Source organism: Luteibacter sp. 3190, assembly GCF_031456385.1.
GTDB lineage: Bacteria > Pseudomonadota > Gammaproteobacteria > Xanthomonadales > Rhodanobacteraceae > Luteibacter.
This window is the reverse complement of sequence record NZ_JAVDUO010000003.1, coordinates 457,071-476,124: the sequence shown is the minus strand read 5'-3', so window position 1 is coordinate 476,124 and position 19,054 is coordinate 457,071. Positions and strand designations below refer to the sequence as shown.

The following is a 19,054-nucleotide window of genomic DNA, read 5'->3' as shown; positions in this document are numbered from 1 at the left end:
GCATCCGTTACTTCGACTCGCCTTTCGGAGGCAGGCGGTATCGCTGGTTGCCGTACGCCCAGCTGGGCCAGAGGGCATGCGCGAGGGCCGTCTTCTCCAGCTGCGGATCGACGGCCTCGGGGTCGAGCTTCTCGCCCTGCACGAGATAGTGGTATTGGGTCGCCTCCTGGTTCGGGCGCAGCACGACCAGCGTGTCGCCCTTGAGGTAACCGTAGTTGTCGCCGTACTGCATGATCGCGCGATCGGGATAGCGCTGCGTCAGGTCCGCGCCAAGCATGGGATGCTCGCTGCTGATGCCGATGAGCGAGAGCAACGTCGGTGCGAGGTCGACCTGGCTGACGATGTGATCGTCCTTCTTCACCGGCACGCCGGCACCGATGATCAGCGCGGGAATGTGGAAGTGGCGAACGGGCACGAGGCTCGCGCCGAAGACGCGCGCATCGTGGTCGGCGACGACGAGGAACACGGTGTGGTTCCAGTACGGCGACTGCTTCGCCTTCTCGAAGAACCGGCCGATCGACCAGTCCGCGTAGCGCACGGCGTTCGCGTTGCTCGCGGGATCGCCCTCGGCCTGGATGCGGCCGGCCGGGTATTCCCACGGCGTGTGGTTCGAGACGGAGAACGCGACGGTCAGGGTGGGCTTCTCGCCGTCGTCCATCAGGCGGTGATGCAGCTCGTTGAACATGTCCTCGTCGGAGGCACCCCAGGAACCGACGAACGACGGCTTCGTTTCGAACGTCGCGCGGTCGACGACTTCGTTGAAGCCGTTGCCGAAGAAGAACGAGCGCATGTTGTCGAAGTGCGCCTCGCCGCCGTAAAGGAAGCGCGTGTGGTAGCCGAACGTGTCGAGCAGCGCGCCGAGCGTGAAGAAGTCGCGCTGGCTACGCGGAAGCTTCAGCACCGCTTCGGCCGGTGTGGGCAGGAAGCCCGTCGTCACCGCCTCGAGGCCGCGCGCGCTGCGCGTGCCGGTGGCGTAGGCACGCGTCAGCCACCAGCCGTCGTTCGAGAGCTTGTCGAGTTCCGGCGTGTAGCCGGCGCCGCCGAGGCTGCCGACGAACTGCGCACCGAGGCTTTCCTCGAGGATGATCACGAGGTTCAGCGGCTTGTCGCCCTGCCGCGTCGCCTGCTGGCGATGCAGGCTCGGGTACGTCGGATCGAGCGGCGCGCCGTCGAAACCGGCGGCGGCGCGCACGATCGACTGCATCTCGTCTTCCGGCATCTTGCCGTACACGGCCGACGCGGAACGCTCGTTGCCGAGCGCGATGGCGGCGTTGAGCACGTTGTAGAGGGAGTCGAGCGGCAGCGTGTTGACCATCGCGTCGCTGGTGAACGCCACCTGCGACGCGTTGAGCGGGCGATGCTGCAACGTGCCGCGGCCGCCAAGGAAGAGGACGACGAAGATCAGCGCCGTCGCCACCGGGCGCAACCAGCCGCGCATCGGTCGCGCATCCGGGCGGCGCGTCGGCAGCAGGCGGAAGCCGAGCCAGCCGAGCAGGACGAAGACGACGAGCCCGGCGCCGACGGAGAGCTTGTAGCCCTGCCAGAGCATGGACGCCACTTCGTTGGGGCTGGTCAGGTACTCGAACCAGAGGCGGTTCGGCCGGGTGTCGTACTCGATGATGAACTGCGGCGTGGAGACTTCCAGCAGCACGAAGGCCAGCCACCAGAAGCGCAGCCACCAGGCGGCCAGCCGGGTCGGCCATGCGCGATGGCCCAGCCATGGCGACAGCAGCGCCGGCCAGGCGACGATCATCGCCACCAGCGAGATGTCGATGCGCCAGCCGCCGAGCAGGATGGGCCAGATGCCGCCGGCATCGTGCACGCGGCCCCACTGCCAGACCGACAGGCCGATGCGGGAGAGCGTCAGGAAGACGAGGGCGACGACGATGAAACGCCAGGAAAGCTTGCGCACGAGTAGGTCCCGGATCGAGCGCGGCGGACGGCCGCGCATGGAAAACGCATGTTACTGGCCCGTGACTTTACACTGTGCGCCTTGTCAGCAACTTACGGCCGCCTTTCGCCGACGGCCCCAGCGAGGATCCACGATGTTCAGACTGGCCGATGCCACGCCGATCGCCACGGGCCACGTCCGCGAGGTGTACCAGCATCCCGACGACGAGAACCTCCTGATCAAGGTGATCTCCGCCGCGTCCATCGAGCAGCGCTGGAACGACACGCCGTGGTACCGGCGCCTGGCGCGCAGCGGCCCGTACAAGGACTTCGTGCGCGAGTTCCGGGAGTACGTCACGAGCATCTACGTGGGCGGCTACGAGAGCTCGCCGATCGCACGCGTCGTGGGGCTGGAGATGACCGACATCGGCCTCGGCCAGATCGTGGAAAAGGTGCGGACCCCCGACGGCCGCCTCGCCCCGACGCTGCACGACTGGGTGAAGGCGGAAGGCTTCACGCGCAGGACGGAGCAGGAACTCGAAAGCTTCTACGCCCGGCTGCTTTCGCACAACACCATCGCCGCCGACCTCCACGCCTGGAACGTGGTCTACGGCGAGGATTCCCGCGGCGGCCCGCGGCTCGTGATGATCGACGGCTTCGGCGAGAAGAACATCGTGCCGCACTGCTCGATGAATCGCGCGCACAACGCGTCGCGCACGAAGAAGAAGTACGAGCGGATGCTCCGGCGCACCCGCGCCGAGGCACCCGCGGTCTAAGGCCGCGTTGGGCCGGGTTCGCAACCGGCCCGCGTCGCTTCCGCGGGCAGCAGCGAGAAGCTGACCCGGTTCGCCTTCCCGAGCGGCACCGCCTTGCCCGCCACGACGCATGCGTCGAGCGCCTGGTCGTTGATGAGGATCCACCGATGCGCCGGATCGGCCGCCTGCCAGGCGCGCGCATCGCGCAACTGGCTGGCCGCGTCGCGCGCGAATCCGAACTCGGCGACCGGCCGCCGCGCCTGATACATCAGTTCCTCGCGCCAGAGGACGAGCCCGAGCTGGCCATCGGGGCCGATCGTCGTATCGGCCTCTTCCATGAGCTGGCGGGTCGACTGGTTCGCATCGAGCAGCGGGAAGGTGCCGAGGGGCCAGATGATCCATGCGAGCGCCATGCCGCCGGCGAGCGCGGCCACGCCACGGCGCGGCCGCGCGATCGCCGCGGCGAGGAAGAAGCCCGCGCCGACGAGGATGACGCAGATCCACAGCGCCTCGCCGTGACCGCTCAACTCGTAGCCCTCGGCGATGCGGCGCGCCGCCTTCGGCGCCTTGATCAGCGCCCAAAGGCCGGCCGCGCCGAAAATCGCGCCGCAGGCGATCCCGATCGCGAACGCCGCGCGCTGCAGCCAGCGCGTCCTGAGCAGCTCCAGCACGTACGGCGCCATCGCGAGCGCCAGCATCGGCAGGGCCGGGAGGATGTAGATCTCGCGCTTGCCGCTCGGGATCGAGAAGAACACGAGCACCAGCACTACCCACAGCAGCGGCATCCACACGCGCCCGTCCCGCTGGCGCAGCGCCTCGCGCCATGGCTTCGCCACGAACGGGATCAGCAGCCAGGTGGGCACCCAGTGCGTCAGGATGACCAGCAGGAAGTACCAGGGGGCTTCCTCGTGCTGCCAGGAGTTCGCGTAACGCTCCGCCGTCTGGCGGAACAGGATGTCGCGCACGTACGCCATGTGCTCCGGCGTCGGCTGGCCGTACGCCGTGAGCAGCATCGGCGCCAGCCAGAGGGACACCGCGACGAGGAACGCCGCCGCGCCGCCGGCCCATCGCCAGCCATCGCCGCGCGTCGTCGTGACGCCAGGCCACGCGCGCACGCGCAGCAGCACGTACGGCAGCAGCATCAGCAGGACGATGACGCCCACGCCCTTCGTGATGACGCCCAGGCCGGCCGCGAAGCAGCCCAGCCAGTACATGCGCCAGTTCGGGCCGCGCAGGCAGTGCAGCAGGATCCCGGTGTTGCCCAGAGTGATCCAGAAGAGATTGAGGGGATCGATCTGGGCGTGACGGATCACGTCCACGAACTGCATGGTCGCCAGCACCAGCCCGGCGGCGACCAGCCCGACGCGCGGGCTCCACAACCGACGGCCGAGGTGCCAGACCAGCGCCAGGGTGCCGATGCCGGACAGCAGCGAGGTCAGCAGGAACGCGCCGCGCCAGCCGCCGGTGATCCACATCCAGAAGGCTTCCGTCCACATGAGCATGGGCGGCTTGTCGGAATACAGCTCCGCGCCCCGCTGGGGGAACAGCCATTGGCCGGTTTCGAGCATCTGGCGGGCCACGAGGGCGAAGCGGGGTTCGTCCGGTGGCCAGGGGTCCCGCATGCCGATGCCGGCCGCGAGCACGACCAGCGCGATCAGCATGAACCAGGCGAATTCACGTAAGGGGAGGCGTTCGTCGTTCTGTGGCATCTCGACCGGCGGTCCTGGCGGGCTGGGGCGATCCTAGCCGAAGAAAAGTCTTTCTACCCTATCAAGGGCTTAGTGGACGTGACCGCATTTTCTCGCCGAAGCCGTTTCAATTTCGTGGAGCTGGCACGTCTTAAGGGTTCGCCGGTGCGGAAATCGGCGTTCGTCCCTGCCCGTACGGGCGCCGATTTCCCACCGTGCGACCATAAGCATTCCCCTCCAGCCCATGAACGCGGTCAGGCAAACCATGGATCCATCCGAGGCGGCCGCCTCGTCGGGCGGCAACCGGGCCCGGCAGGTCGTCGACCTGTTCCGTGAGCACAACGCGGCGCTCGTCGCCTTCCTCCGCACGCGCCTGAATTCGCTGGCCGACGCCCAGGAAGTGGCGCAGGAGGTCTACCTCAAGCTGCTCTCGCTGAGCGACGACACGGTGATCGACTCGCCGCGCGCGTTCCTCTTCCGCGCGGCGTCCAACCTCGCCGTGGACCGGATCCGCATGCGCAACGTGCGGGCGACGGCGCCGGTGGATCCGGATGCCGACGACTGGCATGTCACGCCCGTTCCCGAGCAGCACGCGTCGGCCCACGAACAGTGGCGGGACCTGCGCGTCGCGCTGGACGAGCTGCCGCCGAAAACGAGTCGCGCCTTCGTGATGCACATGATCGACGGACGCGACTTCGCGGCCATCGCGCGTGAGATGAATCTGAGCGAGCGCATGGTGCGCTACCACGTCGGCAATGCCCTGGCGCATTGCCGAGAACGCCGCGACAGCGCGGAGAACCCCCGATGACGACGACCACCTCCCCGTTCGACCGGCCACTCGAGCACACCGCCGCCGACTGGTGGACGCGGCTGCGCGATCCTTCCCTGCCCGACGCCGAGCTCCTCGCCTGGAGCGAGTGGCTGGAGGCCGATCCGCGTCACGCCGATGCCTTCGACCAGGCGTCCGCCCTCGCCGAGTCCATCGCCGCCATGGGGGGCGCCGAGCGCCGTGCGTTCGTGGACCGGTACGCCCCCGCGACGGCGCCGCACCCCGCGCGCGCCCGTCGTCCGCGCTTCGCCCTGGCGCTCGCCGCCGGTGTCGCGCTGGCGGTCGTCGGCGCGGGCGCGTTCCTTGCCCTGAAGCCCCGCACGTCGGACGTGAGCGCAAGCTACGCCAGCGAACGCGCCGGTCATCGCGACATCGCGCTTCCCGACGGCTCGAGCATCGAGCTGGGCGGCGCCAGTTCGGTGACCGCGCGCTACGGCCGCGACGAGCGCATGGTCGATCTCGACGCGGGCGAGGCGTTCTTCCGCGTCGCGCACGCGGAGCGTCCCTTCATCGTCAACGCCGGGCCTCTGCGGATCCGCGACCTCGGCACCGCGTTCAACGTCCGCCGCACGGGCGAGCGGGTGACGGTCACGGTGACGGAAGGCCGCGTTCGCGTGTCGCCGATGGCAGCCCAGAGCGACGCCGGCACGGTCGAACTGGGCGCGGGCCGGGAAGTCTCGTTCGATCCTGAGACCCAGGCGATGCGCATCCTCGACGTCGATCCGGCCAACGCCGTCGCCTGGCGAGGCCACCGGCTGGAGTTCGTCAACGAGCCGCTGGCGTCGGTGGTGGAGAACGTGAACCGCTACAGCAAGCGCCCGATTCGCCTGGCGGACCCCACGCTGGGCAAGCTGACGTTTACCGGTACGGTCGAGGTCGATACCATCGACAGCTGGGTGGCGGCCCTGCCGCGGGTCTTCCCGGTGCGCGTCGCCACCTACCCCGATCGACTGGAGCTCGCCCGTCAGACGACGATGGCGCGGAGTGCCCAGCCGCGCTGAAAACCCAAGGGGCCGCAGGTCTTGCCGTACATGCTTCGCGGGCGCCGGCGCGCACTCACCGGCGCGTTCGCGCTGGTCGTCGCGATGCGCTGCGCCAGCGCGGCCGACGCCGCGGCCGACGGCAACCTGCCTCCCAAGGCGTTCTCCATCGATCCGCAACCGCTGGCGACCGCCCTGCTCGCCTGGGGCCAGCAGGCCAACGTGCAGGTGCTCACCGCCTCCGGATCGATCGCGAACTGGCGCACCGGCGGTGCGAAAGGCGTGCTGACGCCGAACCAGGCGCTCGACGAACTACTCGAAGGCACCGATCTCGAACGCGAGTCCTACGACACGCGCACCGTCGTCGTCCGCCAGCGCCAGAAGGCCGGAAACGCGACACCCGCGCCGGTCGATGCCGACGTGACGTTCGATCCGACCAGCGTGGTGCCGCTGGCGACGGTCGACGTGCGCGGCCTCGTCTCCGACACCGGCTTCAGGGCCGATTCGACCCGCACGGTCACGCGCAACGAAACCCGCCTGAGCGACGTGCCGCAATCGGTCACGGTGGTCAACAAGCAGGCCATCGAATCGCAGCAGGCGGTCGACATCGGCGACGTGGCGCGTTACGTCGCCGGCGTCCAGTACGTGGATGGTTACGGCGGATCGCCACTTTTCCTCATCCGCGGCTTCGATGCCGGGCATGGCATGACGGACGGCATGCCGAACGGCATCGCCCGCACCGAAGACCTGCCGCCGCTCATCGGCATCGAACGCGTCGAAGTGCTGCGCGGCCCGGAAGCGATCCTCGGCGACGCCTCGCAGAACAACAATTTCGGCGGCTCGATCAACGTCGTCATGAAGCGGCCGCAGGCGAGCACCGTGCGCACGCTGACCTATTCGCTCGGCGAGTACGACGGCGCACGCGTGGGTCTCGATCTCGCCGGCACCGCGTCGAAGGACGGTGCGTTCACCTACCGCCTCGTCGCCGCGGGACAACGCGGCGAGAAGACGCCGCAGGGTTACGGCGGCGGGCGTGGCGCCTACCTCGCCCCGTCGCTCGCGTGGCAGGGCGACCGCACGCGCGTGATGGCGGGGCTGGAATTCGTCGACAACCGCGTGCCGGGGCCCGACCACTCGGTGTTGCTGGGACCGACGCTTTCGACCGCGACGCTTTCGGATGTCTCGTCGGACGATCCGACGGACGTCTCCACGTTCCGCACCAGCCGCGCCGTCTTCGAGGTGGATCACGACGTCGCCGACGACTGGACGTTCCACAGCCAGGGCCAGTACGTGCGTCAGCACAGCGACGGCCGCAGCCAGTCGTACCTGATCGGTGGCTTCGCCGGTTCGCTCGACGCGGTGGATCGCCGCTTCCGTTATTCGGGCACGTACTGGACGTGGCAGAACGACCTCACCACGCGCTTCGAGCACGGCGACGTCGCGCACACGCTGCTGCTGGGCGTCGATCTCGCACGCACGCACGCCGGCGACGACGGCAACGGCAATGTGGAAGTGACCGACGACATGGCGGGCACGTCGGATCGCGGGTCCGTCATCGTGACGCGGCCCATCGCGTACGACCTGCGCACGACGAGCGACTTCTCGAAGAAGTACAACGCGATGGTCACGCCCGTGAGCACGACGGTGCAGAATCTCGGCGGTTCGTGGCAGACCAACGCGGGCATCTACCTGCAGGACCAGATCGCGATCGGCGAGGACTGGAACGTGCTCGCCGCGCTTCGCCGCACCAGCTATCGGCTTGAGACGCGATGGGAAGACGGCTCGCCGCGGCGCGTGCACCAGTCGCGCTGGATTCCGAAGCTCGGCGTCGTGTACAAGCTGTCGCCCGATGTCGCGCTGTACGCGGACACCTCCACCGGCTTCCAGCCCGATCCACTGCTCGGCAAGGATGGCCAGCCGCTGCCCGTGGCGACGTCGCGGCAGGTGGAGGTCGGCGGAAAGTTCGACCTCTTCGACCAGCGGGCACGCCTCACGGCGGCGGTCTACCGCATCCGCGTCGATCACAGCGTCGACCTCGTCTCGCCCGAACCGCCGTTCTTCGCCACGCCCGGCCCCGGACAGACCAACCGCGGACTGGAAGTGGAGTTCGCGGGCGAGGTGGCACCAGGGTTCGACGTGCTGGCCAGCCTCACCGAGGCGCGCATCCACAACAACGACGACACGCGTCCGACAGGCGCGCCGAAGCACCAGGCCGCCGTATGGGGCAGCTACCGCTTCGGCAGCGGCGAGGTGAAGCCGTGGGGCGTGGCCGCCGGCGTGCTCGCGCGGAGCCGAAGCCTCGGCCGTACCAGCGCCGACGGCCGGTATTTCGGCATCCCCGGCCAGGCCAGCGTCGAGGCGAACGTCTCCCGCTACGGCGAGCGCTGGCGCGTCACGCTCGGCGTGAAGAACCTTTTCGACCGCACGCTCTACGCGGTGAACTTCGACGAGACGTTCGTGCCGGTACGGCAGGGGCGCGTGGTGCTGCTGACGGGGTGTTACGACTTTTGATCGATGGCGCGTTCGTGCGTTTCGGGGACGGCGACTTTCGCGAACAACTCTAGGTCCTGTGGCTCACGGCCCCAAAGGCGTCGCGGCCAGGGCCGCTCCCACGGCGCTCCTACAACACCGCGTGTTGTCTTGCGAATGCCCTGAGCGCCACGTCGCACGCTTCGCGGCGGAACGCGTCGCGCTCGGCGCGGCCGCTCGCCGTGTCGATACGGGGAATCTCGTAGCAGCCGTCCGGCCCCATGATGCCGCCGTGGCGTTTCCAGAAACGGTCATAGGCCGCGGCGGTGACGCCGGTACGGCGGTCCAGCGGATGGGCGGCGCGTGAGACGCCCCGGACCCGCTCGATGCCGTAATGCGTCGCGAGCGCACGGACCACCGAGAGCAGCAGGTCGCGCGGCCGCAGGCCGCCGGTCGCGCGCGTGAAACGGGCGATCGCGTTGCGGCCGAGGTAGGCCCACGACCCGCGCATCGCGCCGATCAGCAGACCCTGATCGCCCGCGAACGTCACCGTGCACGACGACACCACTTCCTTGTCGCCGTTGAGCAGGAACAGCCCCAGCTCACCGGTGCACTCGTGCTCCGGCGCGCGGGCATGCAGGTAGGCGATTTCACCGTTGCCCAGCGGCAGCGTCGCGAGCCGCACGTCGTGGCCCCGGAGCATGCGGTTGCTCAGCCGCTCGGGGAACTGCCGGGCGACGAAGCGGTAATGCGATTCGATCATGCGCGCGCGGACGTCGAGATCGAAGGAGCGCGAGATGTAGTGCGACTGCCAGCGTTCGTAGACCCGGGGGTTCGTCTCGGCCGCGGCCCGCATGACACGCGACGTGCCCACGAGCCGCAGCCACTCGGCCTGGCGTTTGAACGCCGCGAGCGTGCGCAGGAGGTAGGCGAGGCGGCGCTCGGGCATGGGACGCGACCGGCGCAATGCCGCGCGACGCCTCGCATGGCCGATCACGAGGGCCAGCGGGCCGCGCTCCTTCGGCTGGCGGGGCGACGCCCAGCCGTGGGGCAGGTCGTCGAACGGCGCACTGTGTGGGTAACGGGACTGCATGTCCTTAAGACGTGCAGGGTGCGGAAAATTGAAATGAGCAAGGCAGGTGGGAGCCGATCGCATCGGCGATCCCGCGAAGCGGGCGCAGGGCCGGGGACGCCGTAACGCCGGAGGATCAGCCGCTCCGCTTGCGCCGCTCGTCGCGCCAGACGACCCAGGCGCCCAGCAGGGTGAGCAGGGCCAGGCCGTACCAGGTCAGGGCGTAGCTGAGGTGGTTGTCCGGGAAGGCGATCACGGTGAGGCCGCCGACGGGACCCTCGTTGCCGTCGCCGCGACCCGGCGAGGACGCCGCGTCCGCATCGACGAAGTAAGGCGCCACGTCGGACAGCCCCCTGGCCGCCGCGATCGCCGGGACGTCGCGGGAATACCAGCGGTCGGCCGCGGGATCGTTCGGCTGGAGGAAGGCGCCCTTCGGCTCGCTGATGCGCAGCAGGCCCGACACGGTCGTCTCACCCGAGGGCCCCGTCGCGCATGTGGCCTTGCCGCCACACCAGGCGGGCGACACGAAGCCGCGGTTGACGATGACCACGTCGCCGTCGCGCAAGCGCATCGGCGTCAGCAGCCACGAGCCCATGCCGAGTTCGGTACTGGCCCGAACGCGCACGCTGCGGTCCTGCAGGAACTCGCCGGTCAGCTTCACGCGGCGGTATGCGTCGTTCGCCGCCGTGATCTGCGGCCACTGCCCTCGCCCCGGGGCATCGACCGGCGCGGCATGGACGCGCGCGTCGACGCGCGCCACGAGGTCGTGCTTCCAGGCGCGGCGATGCACCTGCCACGTACCGAGCGCGACGAAGCCCGCGAACAGCGCCACGCCAAGCAGCGACAGCGCTCCCAGAACGAAAACGCCGCGAGGACGCGGCGTTTTCTTCTCCGTGGCGACGTCCGCGCTCAAGGCAGGTTCTTCACCTGCTGCTCGGTCATCTGGTGCGACATGCCGGGCATCATGTTCGAGTTGAGATGGAACATGACCCAGATGGATCCCGCCAGGGTGATCACCACGATCACGAGGGTGAAGATCAGCGCCAGCATGTTCCAGCCGCCTTCCGACCGCGGGTTCATGTGCAGGAAGTAGATCATGTGGACCACGATCTGAATCGCGGCGAAGGTCAGGAGCACCACCGCCAGCGTCTGCGTGTTCGGGATGACCTTTTCCATCACGAGCCAGAACGGGATCGCCGTCAGGACCACCGCGAGGAAGAACCCCATCATGTAGCCCTTCAGGGTGCTGTGACCGACGCCATCGTCGTGGTGGTCGTCGTGCGCGCCGTGGGCGCCGTGCGAATCGATCTGCGCGCTCATGGCAGGGATCCCATCAGGTAAACGAAGGTGAAGACACCGATCCAGACCACGTCGAGGAAGTGCCAGAACATCGACAGGCACATGATGCGACGCTTGTTGGCCGGCGTGAGGCCGAGGCGGCCCACCTGGAACAGCAGGGTGATCAGCCAGATGATGCCGAAGGTGACGTGCAGGCCGTGCGTGCCGACGAGCGTGAAGAACGACGACAGGAAGGCGCTGCGCTGCGGGCCCGCGCCCTCATGGATGAGGTGCGAGAACTCCCACAGCTCGATGCCGAGGAACGCGGCGCCGAAGAGGCCGGTGATGATGAGCCAGGCCATCATCGTGCCCTTGCGGTCCTTCTGCATCTCGAGCACGGCGAAGCCGTACGTGATCGAGGACAGGAGCAGCATGGTCGTGTTGACCGCCACCAGGGGCAGGTCGAAGAGGTCGGCGCCGGACGGACCGCCCGCATAGCTTCGGCCGAGCACGCCGTAGGTGGCGAACAGGCAGGCGAAGATGAGGCAGTCGCTCATCAGGTAGATCCAGAACCCGAGCAACGTGCCGTTGGCCGGGTGGTGGTCTTCCTTCATCCAGAACTCGACGTCCTGTTCCGCAATGGCCGCGGAGGGCGTGGCGTGCATATCAGACATGGGCGGCAAGCTCTTCCGTGCGGGCGGCCTCGGTCCGGGCCACGACGTCGGCGGGGATGTAGTAATCGCGCTTGTAGTTGAACGTGTGGCCGATCGCGGTGGCGACGAGCGCCACGAAGGCGATACCGGCGACGAGGAACATGTGCCAGATCATTGCGAAACCGAACACGAACGAGATACCGGCGAGGATCACGCCCGCGCCCGTGTTCTTCGGCATGTGGATCGGCAGGTAGCCTTCCAGGCGACGGCGCGCGTTGCGTTCCTTCATGTCCCACCAGGCATCGTTGTCGTGGATGACCGGCGTGAACGCGAAGTTGTAGGCGGGCGGCGGCGACGAGGTCGACCACTCGAGCGTGCGGCCGTGCCACGGATCGCCGGTGACGTCGCGCAGCTGGTCGCGACGCTTGTAGCTGACCCACAGCTGGATCAGGAACGAGCCGATGCCGAGGGCGACGAGGAACGCGCCGAACGCGGCGATCTGGAACCAGATCTGCAGCGACGGATCCTCGAAGTGGTTCATGCGGCGGGTGACGCCCATGAAGCCGAGGACGTACAGCGGCGTGAAGGCCACCCAGAAACCGACCAGCCAGAACCAGAAGGAGCACTTGCCCCAGAACTCGTCGAGGCGATAGCCGAAGGCCTTCGGGAACCAGTAGTTGATGCCCGCGAACAGGCCGAAGATCACGCCGCCGATGATGACGTTATGGAAGTGCGCGATCAGGAACAGGCTGTTGTGCAGCAGGAAGTCGGCCGGCGGCACCGCGAGCATGACGCCGGTCATGCCGCCGATGACGAACGTGACCATGAAGCCGACGGTCCACAGCATGGGCACGTCGAACTTGATGCGGCCGCGGTACATCGTGAACAGCCAGTTGAAGATCTTCGCGCCCGTGGGGATCGAGATGATCATCGTGGTGATGCCGAAGAACGAGTTGACGCTCGCGCCGGATCCCATGGTGAAGAAGTGGTGCAGCCACACGAGGTACGACAGCACCGCGATCACGACCGTGGCGTAGACCATCGACGCGTAACCGAACAGGCGCTTGCGGCTGAACGTCGCCACGACCTCGGAGAACACGCCGAACACCGGCAGCACAAGGATGTAGACCTCGGGGTGGCCCCAGATCCAGATCAGGTTCACGTACATCATGGCGTTGCCGCCGAAGTCGTTCGTGAAGAAGTTGGTGCCCGCGTAGCGATCGAGCGCCAGCAGCGCCAGCACCGCCGTCAGCACCGGGAAGGCCGCGACGATAAGCACATTGGTCAGCAGCGAGGTCCAGGTGAAGACGGGCATCTTCATCATGGTCATGCCCGGCGCGCGCATCTTCACGATGGTGGCGAGCAGGTTGATGCCGGAAAGCGTGGTTCCTACGCCGGCCACCTGTAGCGACCATATGTAGTAGTCGACACCGACATCCGGACTCTGCGCCAGGCCCGAGAGCGGCGGATAGGCCAGCCAGCCCGTGCGAGCGAACTCACCGACGAACAGCGACGCCATCACCAGCATGGCGCCGGCGACCGTCATCCAGAAGCTGAAGTTGTTGAGGAACGGGAACGCGACGTCGCGCGCGCCGATCTGCAGCGGCACCACGTAGTTCATGAGGCCGGTGACCAGCGGCATCGCCACGAAGAAGATCATGATCACGCCGTGGGCGGTGAAGATCTGGTCGTAGTGATGCGGCGGCAGGAAGCCGGGATTGCCGTTGAAGGCGATCGCCTGCTGGGCGCGCATCATGATGGCGTCGGAGAAGCCGCGCAGCAGCATCACGATGCCGAGCACCATGTACATGATGCCGATCTTCTTGTGGTCGATGCTGGTGAACCACTCGCTCCACAGATAGCCCCAGAGCTTCGCCCGGGTGATCAGGGTGAGGAGGGCGATACCGCCGAGCGCCACCGCGATGAAGGTGCCGATGAGGATCGGCTCGTGGTACGGAATCGCCTCGATGGTGAGGCGTCCGAAGATCAGTTTGGCTAGATCGGGCATGTTCATTACCGGACTCGGCAAAGGCTTGAATACTTGGAAGGCGCCGCGCTCTTTAGAGCGGACGTCCGGCAGGGGTCATCGGCTGGCCGCCGTTGCTCGCGACGCACAGGGCGCCCACGTAGCGACGGTCGTCGTCCGCCAGGCCGACGCGCGCGCGGGTCGCGGCATCGAGCGAGGTGACGTTGTACGCGCCCACCACGCCCTGCCCGCCGCGGGCATCCAGCGCCATCATGTCGTTGGCGCACATGCGGTTGGATTCGACGCAGCGGTTGAGGATGGCGTTGTACAGGCCCGGGGCGACGGTGCCGTAGTAATGGACCGGCTCCTTCTCGCTCGGCTGTTCGAGCTTCAGGTAGTCCTCGCGGCCGAGCTCATCGGCGCTGGCCTTGGCCTTGGCCACCCAGGCGTCGAAGTCGCCTTCGGACAGGCTGTGGAAGCGGAAGCGCATGTCCGAGAAGCCGGCACCGCTGTAATTGGCCGAAATGCCTTCGAAATCGCCGGTTTTGTTCATCACGGCGTTGAGCTGCGTCTCCATGCCCGGCATGGCGTAGATCATGCCGGCCAGGGACGGCACGAAGAACGCGTTCATCACCGTGGAGGCGGTGATGTGGAATTCGATCGGGCGGTCGACCGGGGCGGCCATCTCGTTGACGGTGGCGATGCCCTGCTCCGGGTAGAGGAACAGCCACTTCCAGTCCAGCGCCACGACGTCGACGCGCAGCGGCTTCACGCCGGCGACCAGCGGACGGCCCTGCGACACCTGGTCGAGCGGGCGGTACGGGTCGAGCTTGTGGGTGCTGGTCCAGGTGATGGCGCCCAGGGCGATGATGATGAGCAGCGGGGCGGCCCAGATCAGCAGTTCCAGCACCGTGGAGTGGTTCCAGTCCGGGGCGTACTCGGCGCTGGCGGCCTTGTTCGACTCACGGTACTTCCAGGCGAAGTGCAGGATCATCACGATCACGGGGACCACGATGAGCAGCATCAGGACCACGGAAATGATGATCAGGTCGCGCTGCTGCCGGGCGATGTCGCCGGACGGCGAGAAAAGCACGGCATCGCAGCCCGAAAGGAGCAGGGCGAGGGCGGGGATCAGCAATCCGCGCAACATCTTCATGGACATTCGCATGATGGAGGCAACCGTGGGGACACGAAAAAATACGCCGATCCGCCTGCGCTCACCATAGGACACTTTGTCCCATGGCTCTACAAGCCGAGTAGTGCGATCCTTCGCTATCCTGCCATCCACCTCCCCGAGCGGGCCGAATCCGATGTCGAGCATTTCACACGCCCATCACAATGCCGCGGAAGGCGCCGAACACGACGTCCGCCGCCAGCACCAGACCAGCCACGCGGCCGTCGCCCCCGGTGAGATCGCCGTCGGCGTCGTCATCGGCCGTGCCTCGGAGTACTTCGACTTCTTCACGTACGGCATCGCGTCCGTCCTCGTGTTCCCGTCGGTGTTCTTTCCGTTCCTGAGCCAGCTGGATGGCATCCTGCTGGCGTTCGCGATCTTCTCGTTCGCCTTCATCGCCCGCCCGATCGGCACGACGCTGTTCATGGCGATCCAGCGCAACTGGAGCCGCGGCACGAAGCTGACCGCCGCCCTGTTCCTGCTGGGTACCTCCACCGTCTGCATCGCCTTCCTGCCGGCGAACACGTCCAATGGCTACGCGGTCATTGTGGTTCTTGCCGTACTGCGGTTCTTGCAGGGCATTGCGCTGGGCGGATCCTGGGACGGCCTGCCGTCGCTGCTCTCCCTCAACGCCCCGAAGGAGCGCCGCGGCTGGTACGCGATGCTCGGCCAGCTGGGCGCCCCGACCGGGTTCCTGATTGCCGCCTCGCTGTTCCTGTTCCTCAACACGCAGCTCTCCCGCGAGGACTTCCTCGGCTGGGGCTGGCGCTATCCGTTCTTCGTGGCCTTCGCGATCAACGTGGTGGCGCTGTTCGCCCGCCTGCGCCTGGTGGTGACCGAGGAATACACCCAGCTGCTCGAAGAGGGCCAGCTGGAGCCGATCGGCATCATCGAGATGTTCCGCGCACAGGGCTACAACCTCTTCATCGGCGCGTTCGCCGCCCTGGCCAGCTACGCGCTGTTCCACATCGTGACGATCTTCCCGCTGTCGTGGATCACGGTGCACCAGACGCAGGAGGTCGACAGCGTCCTGACCGTCCAGATCGTCGGCGCCCTCGTCGCGATCCTCGCCACCGTGGCCTCGGGCGTCATCGCCGACAAGGTGGGCCGTCGCAACACGCTGGGCACCATGGCGGTGCTGATCGGTCTGTTCGCGATCGCCTCGCCGTGGCTGCTCGGCGGCGGCCGGATCGCCCAGGACGCCTTCCTGATCATCGGCTTCGCCCTGCTCGGCCTCTCCTATGGCCAGGCCGCGGGCACCGTCACGGCGAACTTCTCGCGCCGCTTCCGTTACACCGGCGCGGCCCTGACGTCCGACTTCGCCTGGCTCATCGGCGCGGCCTTCGCCCCGCTGGTGGCCCTCGGCCTGTCGATGCGCTTCGGCCTCGGCGCGGTCAGCGTGTACCTGCTCTCGGGCGTGGCCTGCACCCTGCTCGCCCTGCGCATCAACAAGGCGTTCGAGACGGACCGCAACAAGGCCTGAGCCAGCCCCGGTAAATCGCCGCCCGATTCGCGGCGGCGAGCGCCGGCCCGCCGGCGTACCCTTTGGCCATGCTTTTCGACCTACCCGACCATGACACGCTCTACCGGGCTCTCCTCGACCGCGACCCGGCCTATGACGGCCACGTCTTCGTGGGCGTCACGAGCACCGGCGTCTTCTGCCGCCTGACCTGCGCGGCCCGGAAGCCGCTGCTGGAGAACACCCGGTTCTACGATTCGGTCGCGGCATGTTTCGAGGCGGGGTTCCGCCCCTGCCTCCGCTGCCGGCCGCTGGATCTGGTGGGCCAGCGCGAACCCCTGGTGTCGGCCCTGCTTCGCGCGCTGGAAGACGAGCCCGAACGGGTCTGGTCGGAAGACGACCTGGTGCGACTCGGTCACGACCCGTCGACCGTCCGCCGCGCCTTCAAGCGCCACCTCGGGCTGACGTTCCTGGACATGGCCCGTCTCCGCCGCGCCGGCCGTGGCATGGACCGCGTCGTCGCGGGTGCGTCGGTGATCGACGCCCAGCACGCGGCCGGATACGACTCCGGCAGCGGATTCCGCGACGCGATCGTGCGCCTTCTCGGCGAGTGCCCGGCTGACCTGCGCGGACGCGAATGGCTCAAGGCCGACTGGATCGAGACTGCCATCGGCAACATGCTCGCCGTGGGCGACGAGCGCTCGATCCATCTGCTCGAGTTCTTCGATCGCACCGCGTTGCCGACCGAGCTCAAGCGCCTGCGCACGGCGACCCGGTCCACGGTCACCTTCGGCCGGACGCCGGCGATCGATGCCATCGAGGCCGAGCTGCGCGAGTACTTCGCCGGCACCCGATGCCGGTTCGAGACGCCGCTGACCCTGCACGGATCGGCTTTCACGAAGGCCGTCTGGGACGAGCTCGTCGCCATTCCGCCCGGGAGCACACGCAGCTATGCCGACATCGCGGCCGCCGCGGGGCGGCACACGGCGGTGCGTGCGGTGGCTCGCGCGAACGGTGCGAACCAGCTGGCGATCGTGATCCCCTGCCACCGGGTGATCGGTGCGGACGGGTCGCTGACCGGCTATGGCGGTGGGCTGTGGCGCAAGGACTGGTTGCTGCGGCACGAACGAAGGTTCGCCTGAGCGCTCTCGCGAAAAGCCGTCGCGGTCGGGGCCGCTCCCACAACAGCCGCGGTGGTGGGAGCGGACCTGGCCGCGACAGCCTTTGAGGCCGTGAGCCACAGGGCCTGAGCCCTTCCGCGAAAAGCCGCCACGCTCGGGGCCACTCCCATGGGTCGGCTAGCTCACGGGGTATGGGCCTTCCTCGAACACCGCGTCGTGGTAGCCCTTCTTGCCGATCGCTCGCGCCATGTCGCTGCGAAAGTCCTCGCCGCGACGCAGGCACTCCAGCACGAACGCGAAGTCACGCTTCGGCGTCCATCCGAGGTCGCGGGTCGCCAGCGAGCTGTCGTAGACGCGATCCAGCGACGGCAGCAGCCTCCAGCCCCGCGCCGCGTAGAGGGCATCCACCTCGGGATACAGCCGGCGGACGACGGACGGCGCATCGCGGCGCAGGGCCGCGACGTCGTCGCGCGTGAAAGGTGTGGTCGACGAAACGATGTACCGTCCGAAGCCGAGCGCGGGAGCACGCTCGAGCGCGAGCAGGTGCGCCGCGACGATGTCCTCGATGTCCGCGCGACGGTACAGCAGTTCGTTCGCCTGCATGTTCGCCGTGTCGTAGGCCGCGCGCACGCCCGCGTTGTCGTCGTCCTCGGGGAAGAATCGCGACGTGCGCAACACGACGACCGGAAGACCATCCTTGCGGGCCACCAGTTCGCACATGCCTTCCGCGGCGATCTTCGTCGCGCCGTAGATGTTCTTCGGCACGGGCGCGACGGTCTCGTCGATCCAGGCCGCCGGCTCGCCGGGCGCGGGAGACAACGCGGCGCCGAACGCGCTGGTCGTGCTGGTGAAGACGAACGAGCGGACACGATGCAGCGTCGCGGCTTCGAGCAACGCGACGGTGCCCGCGACATTCGTGTCCACGAACTCGCGCTTGGTATGCGTGGCCACGTGTGGCTTGTGCAGCGTGGCGCTGTGGATGACGCCCGTCACACCCGACATCGCATCGCGCACGAAGCCCTCGTCGGCGATGGAGTCGACGAGATCGGTGAACGGCGAGGCCTTGATGTCCAGGCCAATGACATGACGGCCATCCTCACGAAGACGGCGCACGAGCGCCTCGCCCAGATGCCCGGCGCTACCGGTGACGAGGATCGCCATGCGCGCCCCGTTACCAGATCAGGTCGTCGGGGACGACGAACTGCTTGTAGTAGTCGTCGATCTCTTCCTCGGTCTGCACGGCGTCGCCGTCCTTGCGCCCATGGTCGAGCACGATCGTCTCGGGCGAGCGCGCGTGGATCTTGTCGGCGGGACCGCGCGGAATCAGCTCATAGCTGTCACCGAGCCGTGCGATGACCAGCGCGCCCGACGCGAGCTGCGCCCGCAGCGACTCGTTGACGAGCAGCGTGGCGATCTTCTCGCCATCGGTGAAACGGTAAGCCACGTCGCCGTCGCGCTTCACACGCGTGGTCTCGACGATCTGGCGTACCTGCGCGCGGATTTCCTTCGCGCGCGCCTCGGCGTTGCGTTCGGCGGCCAGCGCGCGGTCGCGCTCGGCACGCTCGGCCTGCAGGCGACGGGCGTCGACCTGTTCTTCCGCGGCCGGCGCGGGCGCCTTGCCCTGGCGCTGCTTCGCCTGATCGCGCACGATCTTCGCGGCCTTGTCCTTCTTGACCAGGCCGGCCTTGAGCAGCTGTTCCTGAAGTGGATTGCGCATGGG

General features: G+C 67.9%; 16 protein-coding genes. 6 read left to right on the top strand and 10 right to left on the bottom strand.

The window, feature by feature from the left end:
• Window positions 1–7 precede the first annotated feature (7 nt).
• Complete coding sequence (locus tag J2X58_RS14915) at window positions 8–1,912, bottom strand: LTA synthase family protein (protein ID WP_310049092.1); 1,905 nt, start codon at window positions 1,910–1,912, stop codon at window positions 8–10.
• A gap of 133 nt (window positions 1,913–2,045) precedes the next feature.
• On the opposite strand from J2X58_RS14915, the gene J2X58_RS14910 reads away from it, so the two are divergent.
• A complete protein-coding gene (locus J2X58_RS14910) occupies window positions 2,046–2,666 on the top strand; it encodes a YrbL family protein (protein WP_310049090.1) in 621 nt (206 codons plus the stop codon).
• On the opposite strand, the gene J2X58_RS14905 is transcribed toward J2X58_RS14910, so the two are convergent.
• On the bottom strand, window positions 2,663–4,354 hold the full coding sequence (locus J2X58_RS14905) for a glycosyltransferase family 39 protein (protein WP_310049089.1): 1,692 nt from the start codon (window positions 4,352–4,354) through the stop codon (window positions 2,663–2,665). The genes J2X58_RS14910 and J2X58_RS14905 overlap by 4 nt on opposite strands.
• 244 nt (window positions 4,355–4,598) lie before the next feature.
• Here J2X58_RS14905 and J2X58_RS14900 point away from each other — a divergent pair, with 244 nt between their 5' ends.
• The 3 genes from J2X58_RS14900 to J2X58_RS14890 are packed head-to-tail and all read left to right on the top strand — an operon-like array spanning window position 4,599 to window position 8,653.
• Entirely contained in the window at window positions 4,599–5,141 is a 543-nt protein-coding gene (locus J2X58_RS14900; protein WP_310049088.1) for a sigma-70 family RNA polymerase sigma factor, read from the top strand.
• Window positions 5,138–6,163 carry a FecR domain-containing protein gene (locus tag J2X58_RS14895; protein WP_310049086.1) on the top strand — a complete coding sequence of 342 codons (1,026 nt, stop codon included), beginning with the start codon at window positions 5,138–5,140 and terminating at the stop codon, window positions 6,161–6,163. Before J2X58_RS14900 ends, J2X58_RS14895 begins: the two co-directional genes overlap by 4 nt.
• 30 nt (window positions 6,164–6,193) lie before the next feature.
• Window positions 6,194–8,653 carry a TonB-dependent receptor gene (locus tag J2X58_RS14890; RefSeq protein ID WP_310049085.1) on the top strand — a complete coding sequence of 820 codons (2,460 nt, stop codon included), beginning with the start codon at window positions 6,194–6,196 and terminating at the stop codon, window positions 8,651–8,653.
• Window positions 8,654–8,762: 109 nt separating this feature from the next.
• Here J2X58_RS14890 and J2X58_RS14885 read toward each other — a convergent pair whose 3' ends face one another.
• From J2X58_RS14885 to cyoA, 6 genes are all read right to left on the bottom strand, one after another.
• On the bottom strand, window positions 8,763–9,704 hold the full coding sequence (locus J2X58_RS14885) for a DUF535 family protein (RefSeq protein WP_310049083.1): 942 nt from the start codon (window positions 9,702–9,704) through the stop codon (window positions 8,763–8,765).
• A gap of 115 nt (window positions 9,705–9,819) precedes the next feature.
• Window positions 9,820–10,596 (bottom strand): SURF1 family protein, encoded by a 777-nt coding sequence (locus J2X58_RS14880; RefSeq protein ID WP_310049082.1) that lies wholly within the window; start codon window positions 10,594–10,596, stop codon window positions 9,820–9,822.
• Entirely contained in the window at window positions 10,593–11,003 is a 411-nt protein-coding gene (cyoD, locus tag J2X58_RS14875; RefSeq protein ID WP_090058831.1) for a cytochrome o ubiquinol oxidase subunit IV, read from the bottom strand. The genes J2X58_RS14880 and cyoD overlap by 4 nt, the downstream gene beginning before the upstream one ends.
• Entirely contained in the window at window positions 11,000–11,575 is a 576-nt protein-coding gene (cyoC, locus tag J2X58_RS14870) for a cytochrome o ubiquinol oxidase subunit III (RefSeq protein WP_254779459.1), read from the bottom strand. The genes cyoD and cyoC overlap by 4 nt, the downstream gene beginning before the upstream one ends.
• A gap of 52 nt (window positions 11,576–11,627) precedes the next feature.
• On the bottom strand, window positions 11,628–13,601 hold the full coding sequence (cyoB, locus tag J2X58_RS14865; RefSeq protein ID WP_217642680.1) for a cytochrome o ubiquinol oxidase subunit I: 1,974 nt from the start codon (window positions 13,599–13,601) through the stop codon (window positions 11,628–11,630).
• 73 nt (window positions 13,602–13,674) lie between these two features.
• Entirely contained in the window at window positions 13,675–14,736 is a 1,062-nt protein-coding gene (cyoA, locus tag J2X58_RS14860; protein WP_217642677.1) for a ubiquinol oxidase subunit II, read from the bottom strand.
• Window positions 14,737–14,890: 154 nt separating this feature from the next.
• On the opposite strand from cyoA, the gene J2X58_RS14855 reads away from it, so the two are divergent.
• Both J2X58_RS14855 and J2X58_RS14850 read left to right on the top strand, forming a co-directional pair.
• Entirely contained in the window at window positions 14,891–16,237 is a 1,347-nt protein-coding gene (locus J2X58_RS14855) for an MFS transporter (protein WP_090058839.1), read from the top strand.
• A 68-nt stretch (window positions 16,238–16,305) separates the two neighbouring features.
• Window positions 16,306–17,355, top strand: coding sequence for a trifunctional transcriptional activator/DNA repair protein Ada/methylated-DNA--[protein]-cysteine S-methyltransferase (locus J2X58_RS14850; RefSeq protein WP_310049079.1), 1,050 nt, complete (start codon window positions 16,306–16,308; stop codon window positions 17,353–17,355).
• A gap of 156 nt (window positions 17,356–17,511) precedes the next feature.
• On the opposite strand, the gene J2X58_RS14845 is transcribed toward J2X58_RS14850, so the two are convergent.
• Both J2X58_RS14845 and J2X58_RS14840 read right to left on the bottom strand, forming a co-directional pair.
• Window positions 17,512–18,495 (bottom strand): NAD(P)-dependent oxidoreductase, encoded by a 984-nt coding sequence (locus tag J2X58_RS14845; protein WP_310049078.1) that lies wholly within the window; start codon window positions 18,493–18,495, stop codon window positions 17,512–17,514.
• Window positions 18,496–18,505: 10 nt separating this feature from the next.
• The gene (locus J2X58_RS14840; RefSeq protein WP_090058847.1) at window positions 18,506–19,051 is read right to left on the bottom strand and encodes a DUF2058 domain-containing protein; all 546 of its coding nucleotides are present in this window, start codon (window positions 19,049–19,051) and stop codon (window positions 18,506–18,508) included.
• Window positions 19,052–19,054: the final 3 nt, after the last annotated feature.

Excerpts from the sequence above, each read along its gene's own strand:
- J2X58_RS14895 (WP_310049086.1), top strand. The coding sequence starts at position 5,138 with ATGACGACGACCACCTCCCCGTTCGACCGGCCACTCGAGCACACCGCC.
- J2X58_RS14855 (WP_090058839.1), top strand. The coding sequence starts at position 14,891 with ATGTCGAGCATTTCACACGCCCATCACAATGCCGCGGAAGGCGCCGAA.
- J2X58_RS14840 (WP_090058847.1), bottom strand. The coding sequence starts at position 19,051 with ATGCGCAATCCACTTCAGGAACAGCTGCTCAAGGCCGGCCTGGTCAAG.
- cyoD (WP_090058831.1), bottom strand. The coding sequence starts at position 11,003 with ATGAGCGCGCAGATCGATTCGCACGGCGCCCACGGCGCGCACGACGAC.
- cyoA (WP_217642677.1), bottom strand. The coding sequence starts at position 14,736 with ATGAAGATGTTGCGCGGATTGCTGATCCCCGCCCTCGCCCTGCTCCTT.
- J2X58_RS14845 (WP_310049078.1), bottom strand. The coding sequence starts at position 18,495 with ATGGCGATCCTCGTCACCGGTAGCGCCGGGCATCTGGGCGAGGCGCTC.
- J2X58_RS14885 (WP_310049083.1), bottom strand. The coding sequence starts at position 9,704 with ATGCAGTCCCGTTACCCACACAGTGCGCCGTTCGACGACCTGCCCCAC.
- J2X58_RS14905 (WP_310049089.1), bottom strand. The coding sequence starts at position 4,354 with ATGCCACAGAACGACGAACGCCTCCCCTTACGTGAATTCGCCTGGTTC.
- J2X58_RS14850 (WP_310049079.1), top strand. The coding sequence starts at position 16,306 with ATGCTTTTCGACCTACCCGACCATGACACGCTCTACCGGGCTCTCCTC.
- J2X58_RS14910 (WP_310049090.1), top strand. The coding sequence starts at position 2,046 with ATGTTCAGACTGGCCGATGCCACGCCGATCGCCACGGGCCACGTCCGC.
- J2X58_RS14890 (WP_310049085.1), top strand. The coding sequence starts at position 6,194 with ATGCTTCGCGGGCGCCGGCGCGCACTCACCGGCGCGTTCGCGCTGGTC.
- cyoC (WP_254779459.1), bottom strand. The coding sequence starts at position 11,575 with ATGAAGGAAGACCACCACCCGGCCAACGGCACGTTGCTCGGGTTCTGG.
- J2X58_RS14900 (WP_310049088.1), top strand. The coding sequence starts at position 4,599 with ATGGATCCATCCGAGGCGGCCGCCTCGTCGGGCGGCAACCGGGCCCGG.